Here is a 16,631-nt window from a genome sequence, read left to right as displayed (position 1 = left end):
CATGGGATCACGAATTATGCATGTTATTATCGCTAACGGTATTGCTGAGAAACTATCTATTCACGATAAGACTTCTTTCTTACTTGGAGCTGTAGCCCCTGATGCTGTTCATTCAAAAAAAGAAAAAGGAACCTCACATTTTTATGCCGGTACAACGAAGAACTATACGAGAAGAATAGATTATGATTCATTTTTTCATAAATATGAATCACATATAGATTCCCCATTTATTTTAGGCTATTATACCCATCTCATTGCCGATGATAATTGGCTAAGTGGATTTTTTCTACCTTGGCTAAAAAATAGAATAGAGAATGACGAAACTATCGCCCCCCTGTACTATAACGATTTTAAATTGTTAAATGCAAAGTTGCTTCATCATTACGATCAAGAACAACAGCTTTTCTCTCTTCTCAATCAAGAGGCTCACATTGTGGATATTGAAGAGGTTTCTAAAGAAAACGTTTTAGAATTTCGAAAGTATCTTTTTGAAGATATGTTATATCCAAAGCAACATTTGCATGAAGACTTACAAGTATTTACGTTTGACCAAATCGTTGGCTATATTGAGACAGCTATTGAAAAAGGAGTATTTTTTATTAAACAACTCTCTAATGAAAAATCCACTTCAAAAATTTAATCCCCCTCAAATATATTTGAGGGGGATTTTCACATAGCAATATTATTATTGGTTCTTCTCCATAACCGCAAAATAATTCCCTTCGCTATCAGCAAAGTTAAACACTTTACCAGAAGGCATAGTTACCATTTCTCCAACAGTAACATTTTTATTTGTTAAATCTGTATATAATTGATCAAGATTTTCTGAGAAGAACATTAAGGACGGTGTACCAAGATTCAATTCTGGGCTCATTTTAGAAATAACTTCTTTATTATGTAATATAATGCTCGTTTCTGCACCGTTAGTCGGAGCAATTTCAATCCATCTCATTCCTTGCTTGTTATCTTCCTCTGCTACTACATGAAACCCTACCTTTTCCGTCCAAAAATTTACTGCCTCATCTTGATTATTTACATATAACATAATTTGTCCTACTTTATGGATCATTACATTTCCCCCTAATGGTTTTTATATTCTATGTAGCTTTCTACAAATACTATCGTTATTCCTTTTGAGTTGGTATGTACTTCTTTGCAAAATTTATCGACTGACTCATCCCATCCAGTTCATCAAAATAATCATTTCTTTCAATCATGTTATATCCGTCGAATCCAATTTTATCTAATACTTTGAAGAATATATCGAAATCTACTTCACCATTCCCTGCTGCGACTTCAATATACTTACTTGAACTATCGCTTTTCACCTTTGTACAATCTTTAATATGAGTTTGTACTATATAATCTTTTAGTAGTAACAAACCTTCTCCCGGATTTTCATTTACATCACTTATTAAATTTGCTGGGTCAAAGTTAACAGCTAGTCCTTTCGAGTTTGCAGTTTCTAAAAATCGTTTTAATACTATTGCTTTTTCAGATCCCGTCTCAATGGCGAAGAATCCTCCAAATCTGAACGCTAAGTCCCCTATTTCATTACAAACACGTAGCATTTTATCATAGTAGGCACTTTTTTCATCATCTAGAACTTTTCCAATATGAGCTGTTATGATCTTTGCCCCAAGCCCCAAACCTCTGTCAGTAATATATTTAAACTGATCTATTGCACTCTCAGCTTCTATTCCCATAATTCCATTTTCTCCAAAACTAATTGCTAATGATGGAATCTTTATTCCATTAAAAGATAAGCTTTTCTTTAAAGCATTCCATTCTACCATTGAGATATTAGCTAAGTTAAAGTTTTTATTCATAGCATATAATTGAATATATTCTAAATCCCATTCCCTTGCTTTTTGTATTCCTTCGTTTACTTCAATATGTTTCGTATTTAAAAACATTCCTAATTTCCTATCCATATGTGTACCTTCTTTTTATTATTTCGTGTCAGTTTAATATTCGACTTTTTTTATATTATTTCCTCGTATAAACCAAATAAATAAACTACCCTTTTTTCGATACTCCCAGTAGAAGCATATATATGATAGGCACATTAAAAACACTAATACAATTCCCATTATCGCTTGTTTACAAACAAAAAAGACGTAACTACAAATAGTTACGCCTTCCCTATCATTTATCTAGGCTTTTTCTTCCCAGTAAATGCTGGTTTCTTTTTCTTTGGTGCTTTCGGTTTCGTTTCTACAAATGATCCCTTGAACATTTCTTGCTTCGTAAATACGATGCCTAGTTTTTTCGCAAATTGTAGTAATTTACGCTCTTCTTGTGGTGTTACAAGAGACACGACAGTTCCTTCTTTACCCATACGTCCAGTACGTCCTGAGCGGTGAATATATTGGTCTACTGTGTCTGGTAACTCTAAATGAATTACGTGTGTTAAATCGTCAATATCGATACCGCGTGCTGCAATATCAGTAGCAAGTAGAATTTCTAATTTCCCTCCGCGGAAAGCACGCATTGTCGCTTCACGCTCTTGTTTACTTGCTTCTGCATGAAGAGCTGCTGCTTTCATTTTACGGAATTTCAATTTCTCAGTAATTTCATCTAAACGGAATGGGTCGTTTAAGAACGCAACTGCTTTTACATCGCCCATATGCATAATTCTTCTTACGTAATCATTTTTTTCGCGTCGCTCACAAATGATATACGTATGCTCAACTAAGCTTTTTGATTCTGCACGTGTTACACGTACTAATTGTGGTTCCACTGCTAAATCACGTGCCGCATCTTCTGCCGCTTTTGTCATTGTCGCCGAGAAGAATACTAATTGACGATCGCGCATCGTTGATTTAATTACATCTTGCACTGCGCCCATCATTTTTTGCTTTACAATTTGATCAAACTCATCAAATACAATTGTTTTTACTTCATGCATTTTTAGCTTTTTCATACGAATTAATTCTAAAATACGGCCTGGTGAACCGACAATTACTCTTGGGTGTTTCTTTAATTTTTCAACTTGGCGCTTAATATCTGCACCACCAATTAAAGATGCACCTGAAATTTCAGTTCCTGCTGTAAACTTTTGAACCTCTTCATGAATTTGCATTACAAGTTCACGTGTTGGCGCTAAAACAACAACTTGTGGCTGTTTTACTTCAGGATTAATTTTATGTAAAAGGGGTAATAAGTACGCTAATGTTTTTCCTGTTCCAGTTGGAGATTCAGCTATAACGTCTTGTCCTTCTAAAATAGTTGGAATCGCTTGTTTTTGAATTTCAGTTAACTCTTTAAAACCAGCCTTCTCCCAAGCTTGTTGTAAAAATGGTTGCATATCTTTTATCATTTGTTTTTCTCCTTTATCTCTATTTTTGAAGAAAATGCTGTATTGTTCGCACCGTTTCTATCATGTGTGAAATAACAGCTATTAAATCATCAACATGGTCTTCTGTAATCGCTTTTTGAAATAGAACCTCTACCTTATTATGATATGAAATCGCTTGCTTATTATATTCGTATGAAACTTTCTGCATAATCATTCTTTCTTTTCCCCATATAGAACGCATTAATGTTTCAATTTCTTCACATTTTACTTCTGGTTGTTCTAACGGGAATGAAAATGCTAGCTTCATCTCACAACCTGGTGTAAACTGAGGCACTTCTAGTATTTCACCAGACAAGTTCTTTGCATCCACAGATAATGAAAATGTTGCTTCTACTAATGGTTCAAACGGTTCTGTTAATTGAAATGAGATATGATATATACGACTTAATGAAGCAAGATCCATCATATCTTTTCGATCTGTTACAAGAATATCTCCATGTAGATCAAAATCATACACAGCACCTTCTACGATTACTTTTAAATTGTCAAAAGCAGTTGGATCAAACATAATTTCCTCCAAAAAACAGGCGCCTTTCGATGGAAAGGCGCCACTTGATGTATATATAGTTTACAGATAAACGAGATGAATTACAACCTTTTAGAATAAACCTACTGCTTTTCCATCTTCATTTACATCCATTTGAAGTGCTGCTGGCTGTTTTGGAAGACCTGGCATTGTTAACATTGTACCTGTTAACGCAACGATAAAGCCTGCACCAATCGATGGTTTTAGCTCACGAATTGTAACGATAAAGTCAGATGGACGACCTAATTTTGTTGCATCGTCAGAAAGAGAGTATTGTGTTTTCGCCATACAAACTGGTAGATTACTCCAACCTTCTCCTTCATATTGAGCTAATTGCTTACGTGCTTTCGGAGCAAATTCAATATCTTTTGCGCCATATACTTTTTGAGCAATTGTACGAATTTTTTCTTCTAATGGTAATTCTAATTCATAAAGTGGTGCGTAGTTGTTTTCACCTTTTTCGATTTCTTTTAGTACTTTTTCAGCAAGGTCAACTCCGCCTTGGCCACCTTTCTCCCAAACTTCTGTTAAGGATACTGCATAGCCACGCTCATTACACCACTCTTGTAAGTATGTAACTTCTGCATCTGTATCTGTAATGAATTTATTAATTGCAATTACGAAAGGCACACCGAAGCTTTGAATTGTTTCAACATGCTTCTGTAAGTTTTCCATACCTTTTGCTAATGCATCTACATTTTCTTCTTTTAATTGATCTTTTGCAACGCCGCCATGCATTTTAAGCGCACGAATCGTCGCAACAATAACAACTGCTTCTGGTTTAATGCCAGCTGCACGAGCTTTAATATCTAAAAACTTCTCAGCGCCTAAATCAGCACCGAATCCAGCTTCTGTAATAACATAATCACCTAATTTTGCTGCCATTGTTGTAGCGATAACACTGTTACAACCGTGAGCGATATTCGCAAATGGTCCGCCATGAATGATAGCTGGTGTATTTTCTAACGTTTGTACTAAGTTCGGCTTTAATGCGTCTTTTAATAATAGTGTTAACGCACCTTCTACACCTAAATCTTTAACCGTTACAGGTTGATTTGCAAAGTTATAGGCAACTACGATGCGAGATAAACGTGCTTTTAAGTCTTGAATATCTGTTGCAAGGCAGAACACGGCCATAATTTCAGATGCTACTGTAATGTCAAAACCGTCTTCACGTGGTACACCTTGTACAGGTCCACCAAGACCAATTACTACGTTACGAAGGGCACGATCATTTAAGTCAACGCAGCGTTTCCAAACGATTTTACGCGTATCAATTCCAAGTGTGTTTCCTTGTTGGATATGATTATCAATAAACGCTGCTAATGCGTTATTGGCAGTTGTGATCGCATGGATATCTCCAGTAAAGTGAAGGTTAATGTCTTCCATTGGTACGACTTGTGAAAAACCGCCACCTGCTGCTCCACCTTTTAATCCCATCGTCGGTCCAAGAGATGGTTCACGAAGTGCAATTACTGTTTTCTTACCAATTTTGTTAAAAGCTTGACCTAAACCAACTGTTACTGTTGATTTACCTTCTCCAGCTGGAGTTGGGTTAATCGCTGTTACTAAAACAACTTTACCGTCTTCCTCATCTTGTAAGCGCTTAAAAATATCAAGAGATAACTTACCTTTATAATGCCCGTATGGCTCTAATTCATCTTCTAAAATATTTAAATCAGCTGCAATTTCTTGAATCTTCTTCATACTCGCTTCTTGTGCGATTTCAATATCGGATTTCACTGTTGTAGTAGTTGTCATATACCCTAGTCCCCCTTTAATTGGTTCTGATGATATTGTATCAGTTTTTTGTATTTTCTGCACTTATTTACCTCCTAAAAATTCTTTCATTTCTTCATACGTTTTTTAACATAAATACCCATAAGAATGTTAACGATTGTTGTAACTCTGTAGGTAGTTGACCTAACATCTTCTCATTTACTCCGCGCTTATATACGCCGATGCCATCTATAACTTTAAAACCTTGTTCTTTCGCTAACTGTTCAAATTCCCAAGGCATCATCGTATTACAAACAACGTCTTTTCCATACAAGCGAGGATAACTGTTCTCTCGTGGCTTTGCTGTCGGCCCTAAAATTGCAATACATGCATATCCACCTTTCTTTAACACACGCTTTATTTCATTTAACGCTCGTAATGGCTCTTCCGTCCATTCTAAAGAATTAATTGCCATAATTGATTCAAATTGCTCATTTTCAAATGGTAATGCAGAAAGATCTCCTTTTATAAAAGATAAATTCGGTCCTTCTCCGCGCTCCTTACCTTTTTGAATCATCACTTCCGATAAATCTACTCCCACTGCTTTATAGCCTGCGCTACTTAATTTATATGTACCGTACCCATCACCACAACCAACATCGAGCACTTGTGCTTCTTTCTTCACGTATTGTTCAAAAAACGGAATAATTGTACTTCTGCTACCACTGTCCCACATCTCTTGACTATTTTGATTCCAAAACTCTGCGCTACTATCCCATTTCTTTTCTGCTGATTCATGCCAATTAAATTTCGTCATACATTCCCCTACCTTCACGCTTTATCACTCATTTCATTCTACATCATTTTCCAAAATTCCTGTTTTATCTTCATAAGGAGATATACATGCTAATGAAGGAATCTTTATTCTCCAATTTTTGCTTTACTTGGGTTTAACTCATACTCATGTTCTTCTCTTTATGAAAGATACTATAGGTACACCCAATTGAAAGAGAGGGATGTACATGCGAAGAAAGAGAAATCATCATTTTAAAAGTGGTGAAAAAAACGAAGAGTATGCAGCTGAAATATCACCAGCTGGCATTCCAATTAGACATAAGCGTAAAGAAATTGCAAATGAGATAGAAGGTACAAATACCGGTGCAATGGTAGGCTATGTCGCTTTATTTCTTTCGTTATTCTCCATTGCTTTTTATCCAGTTACGCTCGGCTCCCTAGCAATTTTAGTTGGCCTATTAGCTGTCAATTTCGGAGCAAGAACACTTGGATATACAGCAATTGGTTTTGGTAGTTTTTCTGTTTTATTCACTTTATTTTATCCGCTTGCTTTGTCAGCGTTTTAAAAAAACACACCAAGTCATACTTGGTGTGTTCATTCATGATACAACATAATATGGCCGCATCCACAACAATGTTTCGCTGTAATTTCTTGAAACACTGGATAATTTTCTTCATCTCGATGCTCAATAAATACTTTTTCAAATCGATACATGTTTGGTGCATATGCCCAATCTTGTTTCGTACGTGCATATAACGTTGAGGAAAAAAAATCCTCACCGCCACAAACAATACATGTGTTCTTCATCAATACCCCTCCTATGCTTGTCTTACTTCATCTATATGAACATAAGCATAAAAAAAAGACCTTCTATTACTAGAAAGTCTTCTCTGAAACAAAAAGAAATGTACCAAACATTCCTACTCCGCTATATTCTTTTGAAACACCAGCTTCTGTTTTAAATGTTTGCTTTACAGTCATAAAGAATACACCATTTCGTGCATCTGTACTTTCAAATTGTAGTTTTTCTTTTTTACCATCTACATTTTGCGTGCATTCAAAACTACTCTCATTACAATTCAACGCATACTTATCCTGTACATACACTTTAAAATCTGATTCTTTCGGACAAGTTATAAGTAATATTGCCACGAGAATAATACTTATAATACCCACAATTGTATAATATTTCTTCATTTGTACTCCTTTCAAATGACAAGAAAACTTGACTTCATACGCCAAGTTTTCTTAGTCAACAACCCATTGCCACTCTTGTTCTTTCTTATCAAAAATGAGCCAACCTGTTTCTGTTGCTTCCTCTTTCAATTCATCGATATTATCTAATACCTCATCCGTACTTTCATACGAACCAACTACATATACCGGAATTTCAAGACCTCTTCTTGACTCAATCTTCCCTGCTAGATCTATGTAAAGACCATCTTCCATTAGTGGAATAAGTCCCATAATCAATTCTTTTGAAATCGCTGGGAAAATTTTTGATTTTTGGAAGAAAGAAAAACGTTTCTTACCGAAAGCACCGAGTTTATACGGAATGACTTTACTTAACATTCCTACAAAATCAGCAATTCTACGATAATACACTTTGTTGTACCATCCGTCATCATGTGAAAAATAAACAAATCTATTTTTCAACAGCGGAAAGAATGTTCTTGCAAGTGGTTCTTTTTTGTGAGCCAAATATAATAATTCTGCAATTTCTTTCGGCTCTAATTCATCTAAATCGCTTGCATCATCAAAATCTACCCAACAAAATTCATCAAATTCATCAATCTCTGCTTGAATTAACTTATGTATATTTTCTTCCTCAACATATTCAAATAAAGTATGATAATGAAAATCCGTCCATTCAAAGTTGTGCTTTAAAAGCAATACTTGATGAAGCGGTGAAGGGATGTTACTCGCAAACTCTTTAAACGTAATTCCTGATGTAATAAAACAATGACCTCGACGATTACCATTAATATATATCATATTCTTTACTTGGTCAGATCCTCCAGACAAAGCACCTAGCCACCTTCGTTTTATATGTTTCAATTCTATAGCATATTTTAACATGAAAAATTTTAGAAACATAGAAAAAACTTCAAAAACTATTTACAATTTCATGTGTTTTATTACATAGTGATTACAAGAAAAAACGCCTGCTCATAAGCAGGCGTTTTTAAAGGATTTCATCAGGGTTTTGAGGATGATGATTTCCCTCTTTCTTTTCTTCTTTTTGGAACATCGATTGAATTTTATCAATTGTTTGTGGAGCTAATTCAATCATTTTTTCTGCTAAATGTGTCGCATTTTGTAGATGCAGAATATTTACTCCATCTTTATTCACCACAAGAAATGCTACTGGTGTAATAGAAACACCACCCGCGCTACCGCCACCAAATGCAGGGTTACCGTTCGCTCTTTGTCCATCATTCGTTTGGAAATCAGAACCTCCTGCTCCAAAACCGAACGCTACTTTAGAAACCGTTAACACTACACCACCGTCAGCCGTTTGAACAGGCTCTCCAACAATCGTATTTACATCGACCATTTCTTTTAAATTTTCCATTGCTGCTTTCATTAACCCTTGAATTGGATGATCCACCGTTCATAACCTCCTTTGTCATATCTTTCCTAGTTTTTCCGAAAGTTTGTGAACTAAACATAAAATTTTATATTGATTTCAAAAAACTTAAGTTGTAATATTTAGAAAAATAAAAAAGAGGTCGATTCGTTATGATGCGAAAATTAACAAAGAAAGATCATGAACAAGTATTCGCTTACCTAAAAGAAGAAGCAGCCCTTAATTTGTTTATTATTGGAGATATTGAAGCTTTCGGTTATGACACAGATTTTCAAGAACTATGGGGAGTATTTAAAGAGAATGGAACATTAAAATCAATTTTGCTCCGCTTTCATGAGGCATTTATACCCTATAGTAAAGAAGAATTTGTCACCACTGATTATGAGGCACTTCTTTCCGCATATAAGCCGCTTAAACTTTCTGGCAAGTCAACTATTGTAGAAAAGTTTGAAACTGCTCCAAGTCTACAATTAGGCGTCAGAAATGAAATGTATTTTTGTGAATGTCTAAATGACAACTACTTACCTAGCACACCAATTCATGAAACAATTAAACTTGCCTCACTCGATGATATAGAACGAATTATGAAATTACGAAGTGACATTGCTGAATTTCCGACTACTAATGAATCAGAGAAAATATTAAGGCAGGCTATCGAAACAAATACAGGACGTACATATTATATTGAAAAAGACGGTGGAATCATCGCATCCGCCTCTACTTCTGCTGAAAATTCATTATCCGCTATGGTAGTTGGTGTATGTACACACCCGAATTATCGTGGAAATGGCTACGCTTCACTCATACTACAAAAAATGATTCAAGACTTTACGAAAGAAGGCCGAACACTTTGTTTATTTTATAACAATCCAGCTGCTGGACGAATTTATAAACGTCTAGGATTTAAAGACATTGGGATATGGACGATGTATCGATAATAAGGGGTACTTTATAAGCAGAAATAGTTATAACTTAACAATAAAAGCAGATTATACACAATTTCATACTGTTATTATGAAGAGAAAGAAGCTACTTGCGGAGCAATGACTCTAACTAAAACATGTTATGTATTCAAGCTAAATTTAGATAGATAAACGCCCCAATTGTTGCATCTACTCCAACAATTGGGGCGTTTATCCTCAAATTCTTCCCACTATATTTATGAAACATTTATTCCACTTATGTCGCTATTATCATTACGTGCAAATGCTCTCCTTAATATTACTGCTTCTTATTATACTGTGCTTTAAAATCAATATATTCCTGTTTCGCATCCTGATTATTACCTTGGTGACTATCAAAAGATGTATGTATTTGCGATATGTGTTCTACTAACTTGCCCTCATCATTCCTCTTCTTATAATCCACTACAATACTTACTTCCAATATCTGCTCTGAACCATATTTAGAATCTATATGCAGTACAAGCGATCCACCATCATATTCATCATATTGTATTTTCAACTTATCATTAATGATACTCTGAAACTCTAATTCAGTTAATTTGTATCCAACTGTACTAGGTTGATCAAACTTTTTTATATCATCTCCGGGCTTCATCTTTAGTTTCCCTATTCCTTTTAAACGATCAACAATTAAGTTTACGTATGAAACATCCAGATTTGAATCCGGACTTTTCACCTGTCCATTTTTATACATAATATTGGTACGATAAACACCTTCTTTTTTATTATCTTTGCTGTCTACTGCTGAAGTAACCGCTTGTGTTGTACTTCCATATAAACTTTTATCTTTCGTATTATATATCCCTTCCGAAGTTTGATAGATTGTTTTTCTATGCTCTCCATCTTCCTTTTGTTCATATGTACTATATATACCTCTTTGTTTCACATACGCATACCCATCATCATTCGCAGACATAACCTTTCTCATGTCACCTTCATCCAAAGCTTTGACAAATGGCTTATAATCTATCTTCGTCTCCCCAAAACTACATCCACTTAATAAACTTGATACTATTAACAGAACTATCATCATCCTAGCTTTCTTCTTTAACTTCATACTGACACCCCGTTGATTTCTCTAGGCATTTTTAGGTTCATTACATTCCCATTTTGATAGTAATATAGTTCACCTTTACTTACCGGTATTTATTAACTCATACAGATTATGTTGAAGATACTTTAATTTTTAATAGCATCGATTTTTATACAATCCTTAATTGTTTATATATTCCGTTCGAATTTTCAGAAAGCAAAACTTATTTTATTTCTTTGGCTTGCTTTTTTTCCTTTTCTTCATAAAGCTTTAGTCTTTTCTGACGTTCCCTTTCGTGTTCCTCCCATGAAATATAAAATGATGGAAATTTAAATCTACAATAGGCTAATAATTGGAACTCTGCTGCGCCTACGGCTACCGCGTACATGATTAGAGTTCCTCCCGCATACAATCCTAAAATATTTTGTGTATAATCATTATGCACATAAATTAAAATGAGAAGAGTTAACACATAAATTAGAGCACACTTAATTGCAGTCCTCTTTGTTTTACTAAAAAATGAAGAGGACTCTTCTCCCATATTAAATGCCCCTTTACTTGCCTGTCTAAAAGTATCAATAGTCGCTAAAATATGTAAAATGACTGCACCTAAAAATAATAACCCGACATACATTAATGTAACTTGATCAATTGAATAATTTGACGCTCCTGGAATTATCAACATTGTAAATGTTATAGTGCCTAGCTGAAACGCATATAATAGTACCACGAGTGTTTGTAGTTTCTGAAATTTAAATGGCATCTTAGGAAACAAATAAATAATTTAAAAAATTACTTGAAGACTATAAAGCACCAACTCAAGGCTAACAATTATTTTATCAAAGAGAGTCGGGTAATAACTCCAACCAAACCTTATTAACCCTCCAATAAGAAAAAACATGATTAAAGAAATAAAAAACATCGTTCCAAACATAAATCCTGTCGCCCAATCGGGACTTAAGCGATTCTTGCAAGTACTTTTAAATTCATTTAAATCTTCTTCTTTTATATTCCACATATAATTACACCATCTTTTCTAAAATCATGTAATAACTCTATTTTTGTAGACAAACTGAAAGTAAATAAATGTTTTTAGTATTTCATATTAAACTAGCCTTTTTTACTTTTTTTAACAAACACAAAATACAGCGATAGCATTAGTATTAAGCCTATTCCACAAACCAATACACCTCCATATTCTTTCTGGTATAAAAAAATAAACATAGTAACAATATAGCTCGGTATTGACAAAATAATGAGCCACTTCCCCAGAAACTCTGCTATTTTATATAGAATTAAAAAGATAAACATAATCCCCACAATAATAGGTGCTATTACACTTTCAAATAAACCTTTTTCTTTTTTTACAGCCTTAGAATCTTTATTCAAGATATTACATTCCTCCCTTTACTAGTTAATTTATGAATAATGTATTCATTCTATCTTCAATGTAAGTTTACGAGTATCATTTATAACTTTCATTTCAGTTTTTGTTTCGCTTTTGTTCTTTCTCTCTTATTCTTTTTCTATTTGCTATAAATTCTTGGTGTTCCTTTTCATGTTGTTTCCACGTAATATTAAATGATGGAAATTTAAAGCGACAATACACTAATAGGACGAATTCTGCTGATACCACAGCGAATATATATAATATTATTGTTTGTACAACATAAATTTCCATTTGGCTAAATGTATAATTAAGATTTAAAAAAATTAATATAAGTAGAACCATTACACCAATTGTCATTCCAATCGATAAATATAATTTTGCGTTAGTAAAAAATGAGACGGCTGGTCCTTCCGATTTATATCCTCCATGTTTTGCCTTTTTAAAAACATCAATTGTAGTTACAATGTGAGTACAAAGCGCCCCTAACATTATTAAACCAATATAAACTAACGCTTTATTATTACTTGGAAAATCAAACATTCCTTCAACCATCATAACAATAAATGGTAATGTTGCTAATTGAAAAGAATAAAATAAAGTCACGATGGCTTGGAGTTTCTGTAATTTAAAAGCAACCTTTGAAGACATGAAAATTATTAAAAAAATCAACTCCAAAATGTATAACTTTACCTCAGATCGTACCAAAAATATTTCAAATGGTGTTAAAGAAATCTTATCACCGTTCAGCAAAACACCTAAAAACACGATGAACATTGGTATAGAAGTATATACAAAAACTCCTACATAAAAGATTCTTATATAATCCGGACTTAATCGGTTTTTATTTGCAATTTTGAATAAACCTAAATCTTCTTCCTTTATTTTAAGCATCCATCTTTCCTCATTTCGACGCAAAACTTATTTCTTTATTTTGTTTGCTTCTTTTCCTTCTCTTCATACATCTTTAGTCTTTTCTGACGTTCTCTTTCATGTTCCTCCCACGAAATATAAAATGACGGAAACTTAAATCTACAATAGACTAATAATTGGAACTCTGCTGCGCCTATGGCTATCGCGTACATGATGAATGTAAATATAAAGTAACCAAACATTATGCTCAATGAGTAATTATTTTGTATATAAATTAAAACGAGAAGAATTAGTACATAAATTACCACACCAAACATTACATTTTTCTTTTCCTTATTAAAAAATGAAGTAGATCTTTCTCCCGTACTAAACGCACCTTTACTTGCTTGTTTAAAAGTATCAAATGTTGTTACACCATGAACAAGTATTGCTCCTAATACTAGTAAACCTACATAAATAAGCGTAATAAAATTAATAGAATAATTACTCATCCCTGGAAGAACAAACGCCGTAAGACCTATAGTACCTAACTGAAACGCATATAATAATATCACCAATGTCTGGAGCTTTTGAAATTTAAAACGTACCTTAGGGATCAGATATATAATAAAAAAGATTACTTGTAGGCTATATAACAACAATTCCATTCTGACCATTACTGTGTCAAAAAGAGTCGGATAGTAATCCCAGCCAAATCTAATTAATGCTCCAAAAATAAAAAGCATCAATAACGAACTATAAAGCATTCCACCAAACATAAACAACATAGCTCCTTCAGGGCTTAAACGATGTCTACATGTTATTTTAAATTCATCTAAATCTTCTTTTATGTTCCACATCCAATTGTCCCACCCTTAACTACATTCCCTTAAATCATGTAGATTAAAAATAAAAACCTTCTCATTTTGATGAAAAGAGAAGGTTCTATTAATCTCAGATATTGTTACATTATAATAATGATTCTTTTTAAGCTATTTCATAGTGCTCTGCTATTTTTTCACACATCTTTTTATATTCCAGCATCTACTCTGCTATTTCTTCTTTCTCTTCGTCAGTGGATTTTTTCTTATATTTAAAACCAATCACTTTCATATCTGAAAATACTTATTCTTCCATTTCCTCATCTATCGGAATACATTGGATAATAACTTTTGGTGTGTTTGAAACTTGTACAAAAATTTCAAATGTACCAACAAACATAGCAACCGTTCGGGATAATTCTTTATTACTAATATATACAATCGTTGCAAGTTCTTCTGCAAATTCAGGTATATAAACAATATATCAAGCATTTCAACAGCTATTATGCAATCATCCACCGATACTTTATCCAATATTTTCTGTTAATTAATCCCCCAGTTTTATCCCCACACTCTTACTGAAAGTACAAAGTTTTTTCTTTTGAAAATAACCACATATGTAGGCCCCTTACTACTAAAAACAACAATTAGAACTCTTAATTCAAGAATACCTTTATATTCTTCTATAAAACAAAACTAAAATTAGGGTTTTACTTTTCATATCTTTATTACTAAAAGTGTACTAATTTATTATTGTGTATCTACTGCAATTTTTATTTCAACATACTGTAACTCTTCATCACCACTAAAAATATGGTAAATAGGCGAGATTATATCAAGTTCATTATCTTCCATATACTGAAGAATCTCAGCATATGCATACTCTGTTAATGTTTCAAAATCTCCTGCATATCTTTTCATTAGCATGTTATCAACATAGTAATAACTTCGAAACTTCATTGTTTCTGATTTAGGAATACTACTCTCATATACTGGCATAAATAATTCAATAAACATATCTCCATCTGATGGTACATTTTTCAGCGCATAAAACATTGGGCCTTTGACCGTTAAATTCGCTTGCGCAATTTCTGTCAATAAATCTTCTATTACTTTTTCCATATCAGTATAGTGAAAAAAATATTCTCTCGATACAACATTTGTATAAGCAATGCTTTGTTCCTCAACTATCATCGCACTAATTCACCTACTTCAATAATAGGAGCATAAATATCCAACCACATATCACCATATACATCTAAACATACGTGATAAAAGCTACTATCTAATTTCATATGATTCTGTTCAGCAAATTCATTTAAAACACGATAAGCGTCTTCAATATCACCATCTTCATCTGAGAATCTAACACAAAGTGCTTCTTCAATAAGAATTGCATCAATATACTCATACGGTGAATCCTCTTCCATATTTACCCTTCCATTCACTGGGACACAATACATATATTCACCATATTCCGGTTCATTCTCTAATGGTGAATACGTAAAAAGAACAGGTCCTATTGGATATATATCGTTATGAACTACTTGATTTCTAAGTGCGATAGCTGGTAACAACCAATCATCTTTTTTTACTATTTGAGTGATGCTTATTAAATTTAAAAGCGATAATGCTTTATACTGAACTTTCATAATCTCTACCCCTTATACAGTGATTTATTTATTTCTTCACAAATAGATTCTTCCACGCACATAAAAAAACAGTTTATGACTATCATTTACAAATCTCATTTCAATTTTTATTTTTCTTTTGTTCTTTTTCTCTGATTCTTTTTCTATTTGCTATAAATTCTTGGCGTTCCTTTTCATGTTGTTCCCACGTAATATTAAATGATGGGAATTTGAAGCGACAATACACTAACAGGACGAATTCTGCTGATACTACAGCAAATGTATATAATATTATTGTTTGTATCACATAAATTGCCATTTCATCAAATGCATAATTAAGGTTTAAAAAAATAAATACAAGTAGAACTATTACAATGATTGTCATTCCAATCAATAAATATAATTTCGTATTAGTAAAAAACGAGACAGCCTTTCCTTCCAATTTATATCCCCCATGCTTTGCTTTTCTAAAAACATCAATCGTTGCCACAATGTGCATACAGATTGCACCTAATAGTATTAAACCAACATAAACCAGTGTTTTATTATCACATGGAAAATCAAAGATTTCTTCCACCACCATAGCCATAAATGGTAATGTTGCTAACTGAAAAGAATAAAATACAGTCACAATGGTTTGGAGTTTCTGTAATTTAAAAGCAATTTTTTTAGACATGAATAACATTAAAAAAACGAACTCCAAAATATACAATTTCACTTCAGTTTGTACAACCATCTTCTCAAAAGGAGTTAAAGAAATCTTATCACCATTCAGCAAAAAAATTAAAAACATAATAAGCATGGGTATAGAAGTATATGCAAAAACTCCTACATAAAAGATTCTTATATAATCCGGACTTAATCTGTTTCTATTTTCAATTTCAAAAAGGCCCAAATCTTCTTCCTTTATCTTTAGCATTCATTTATCCTACCTTCTAATTTTATATAAA

The 16,631-nt window shown here is 33.3% G+C and carries 20 protein-coding genes and 1 pseudogene; 3 read left to right on the top strand and 18 right to left on the bottom strand.

Annotated features, from left to right (window positions below; translation table 11 throughout):
• Position 1 precedes the first annotated feature (1 nt).
• Positions 2-640 (top strand): zinc dependent phospholipase C family protein, encoded by a 639-nt coding sequence (locus MR112_RS04440; RefSeq protein WP_061457098.1) that lies wholly within the window; start codon positions 2-4, stop codon positions 638-640.
• A gap of 45 nt (positions 641-685) precedes the next feature.
• On the opposite strand, the gene MR112_RS04435 is transcribed toward MR112_RS04440, so the two are convergent.
• The 6 genes from MR112_RS04435 to MR112_RS04410 all read right to left on the bottom strand — a co-directional run bounded on the left by MR112_RS04435 (position 686) and on the right by MR112_RS04410 (position 6,423).
• Positions 686-1,069, bottom strand: a complete 384-nt coding sequence (locus tag MR112_RS04435) for a VOC family protein (RefSeq protein WP_000581478.1) — start codon at positions 1,067-1,069, stop codon at positions 686-688.
• 55 nt (positions 1,070-1,124) lie between these two features.
• Positions 1,125-1,934 carry a sugar phosphate isomerase/epimerase family protein gene (locus MR112_RS04430; RefSeq protein ID WP_242244810.1) on the bottom strand — a complete coding sequence of 270 codons (810 nt, stop codon included), beginning with the start codon at positions 1,932-1,934 and terminating at the stop codon, positions 1,125-1,127.
• A gap of 218 nt (positions 1,935-2,152) precedes the next feature.
• On the bottom strand, positions 2,153-3,322 hold the full coding sequence (locus MR112_RS04425) for a DEAD/DEAH box helicase (protein WP_000588613.1): 1,170 nt from the start codon (positions 3,320-3,322) through the stop codon (positions 2,153-2,155).
• 19 nt (positions 3,323-3,341) lie between these two features.
• Positions 3,342-3,869, bottom strand: a complete 528-nt coding sequence (locus tag MR112_RS04420) for a hypothetical protein (RefSeq protein WP_000460219.1) — start codon at positions 3,867-3,869, stop codon at positions 3,342-3,344.
• Between the two features lie 90 nt (positions 3,870-3,959).
• Positions 3,960-5,648, bottom strand: a complete 1,689-nt coding sequence (locus tag MR112_RS04415; protein WP_013141915.1) for a formate--tetrahydrofolate ligase — start codon at positions 5,646-5,648, stop codon at positions 3,960-3,962.
• Between the two features lie 94 nt (positions 5,649-5,742).
• Positions 5,743-6,423 (bottom strand): class I SAM-dependent methyltransferase, encoded by a 681-nt coding sequence (locus MR112_RS04410; RefSeq protein ID WP_242244809.1) that lies wholly within the window; start codon positions 6,421-6,423, stop codon positions 5,743-5,745.
• A 205-nt stretch (positions 6,424-6,628) separates the two neighbouring features.
• On the opposite strand from MR112_RS04410, the gene MR112_RS04405 reads away from it, so the two are divergent.
• Positions 6,629-6,967 (top strand): hypothetical protein, encoded by a 339-nt coding sequence (locus tag MR112_RS04405; protein WP_001253200.1) that lies wholly within the window; start codon positions 6,629-6,631, stop codon positions 6,965-6,967.
• A 29-nt stretch (positions 6,968-6,996) separates the two neighbouring features.
• On the opposite strand, the gene MR112_RS04400 is transcribed toward MR112_RS04405, so the two are convergent.
• The 4 genes from MR112_RS04400 to ytfJ form a co-directional block, all read right to left on the bottom strand.
• Positions 6,997-7,209, bottom strand: a complete 213-nt coding sequence (locus MR112_RS04400; RefSeq protein WP_048538774.1) for a hypothetical protein — start codon at positions 7,207-7,209, stop codon at positions 6,997-6,999.
• Positions 7,210-7,278: 69 nt separating this feature from the next.
• On the bottom strand, positions 7,279-7,599 hold the full coding sequence (locus MR112_RS04395; protein WP_000761174.1) for a hypothetical protein: 321 nt from the start codon (positions 7,597-7,599) through the stop codon (positions 7,279-7,281).
• A 51-nt stretch (positions 7,600-7,650) separates the two neighbouring features.
• On the bottom strand, positions 7,651-8,427 hold the full coding sequence (locus tag MR112_RS04390; RefSeq protein ID WP_000014087.1) for an oxalate:formate antiporter: 777 nt from the start codon (positions 8,425-8,427) through the stop codon (positions 7,651-7,653).
• 160 nt (positions 8,428-8,587) lie between these two features.
• Positions 8,588-9,013, bottom strand: a complete 426-nt coding sequence (gene ytfJ / locus MR112_RS04385; protein ID WP_000349991.1) for a GerW family sporulation protein — start codon at positions 9,011-9,013, stop codon at positions 8,588-8,590.
• A 131-nt stretch (positions 9,014-9,144) separates the two neighbouring features.
• Here ytfJ and MR112_RS04380 point away from each other — a divergent pair, with 131 nt between their 5' ends.
• Entirely contained in the window at positions 9,145-9,930 is a 786-nt protein-coding gene (locus tag MR112_RS04380) for a GNAT family N-acetyltransferase (protein ID WP_242244808.1), read from the top strand.
• A 283-nt stretch (positions 9,931-10,213) separates the two neighbouring features.
• Here MR112_RS04380 and MR112_RS04375 read toward each other — a convergent pair whose 3' ends face one another.
• From MR112_RS04375 to MR112_RS04340, 8 genes and pseudogenes are all read right to left on the bottom strand, one after another.
• Positions 10,214-11,014 (bottom strand): DUF3952 domain-containing protein, encoded by an 801-nt coding sequence (locus tag MR112_RS04375; RefSeq protein WP_242244807.1) that lies wholly within the window; start codon positions 11,012-11,014, stop codon positions 10,214-10,216.
• A 199-nt stretch (positions 11,015-11,213) separates the two neighbouring features.
• Positions 11,214-12,008, bottom strand: a pseudogene (locus tag MR112_RS04370) (hypothetical protein).
• A 92-nt stretch (positions 12,009-12,100) separates the two neighbouring features.
• On the bottom strand, positions 12,101-12,379 hold the full coding sequence (locus MR112_RS04365) for a hypothetical protein (protein WP_001990239.1): 279 nt from the start codon (positions 12,377-12,379) through the stop codon (positions 12,101-12,103).
• 94 nt (positions 12,380-12,473) lie between these two features.
• Positions 12,474-13,271, bottom strand: a complete 798-nt coding sequence (locus MR112_RS04360; RefSeq protein WP_242244806.1) for a hypothetical protein — start codon at positions 13,269-13,271, stop codon at positions 12,474-12,476.
• Between the two features lie 35 nt (positions 13,272-13,306).
• Positions 13,307-14,089, bottom strand: a complete 783-nt coding sequence (locus MR112_RS04355; RefSeq protein ID WP_242244805.1) for a hypothetical protein — start codon at positions 14,087-14,089, stop codon at positions 13,307-13,309.
• 711 nt (positions 14,090-14,800) lie between these two features.
• Positions 14,801-15,244, bottom strand: a complete 444-nt coding sequence (locus MR112_RS04350) for a DUF5085 family protein (RefSeq protein ID WP_074542815.1) — start codon at positions 15,242-15,244, stop codon at positions 14,801-14,803.
• The gene (locus MR112_RS04345; RefSeq protein ID WP_061667204.1) at positions 15,241-15,702 is read right to left on the bottom strand and encodes a DUF5085 family protein; all 462 of its coding nucleotides are present in this window, start codon (positions 15,700-15,702) and stop codon (positions 15,241-15,243) included. Before MR112_RS04345 ends, MR112_RS04350 begins: the two co-directional genes overlap by 4 nt.
• A 100-nt stretch (positions 15,703-15,802) precedes the next feature.
• A complete protein-coding gene (locus MR112_RS04340; protein WP_030025438.1) occupies positions 15,803-16,600 on the bottom strand; it encodes a hypothetical protein in 798 nt (265 codons plus the stop codon).
• Between the last annotated feature and the right edge of the window lie 31 nt (positions 16,601-16,631).

It is taken from the genome of Bacillus cereus group sp. BfR-BA-01330 (assembly GCF_022663885.1).
Lineage (GTDB): Bacteria > Bacillota > Bacilli > Bacillales > Bacillaceae_G > Bacillus_A > Bacillus_A cereus.
The sequence above is the reverse complement of the archived record's forward strand: the minus strand, read 5'-3'. Positions and strand labels throughout refer to the sequence as shown.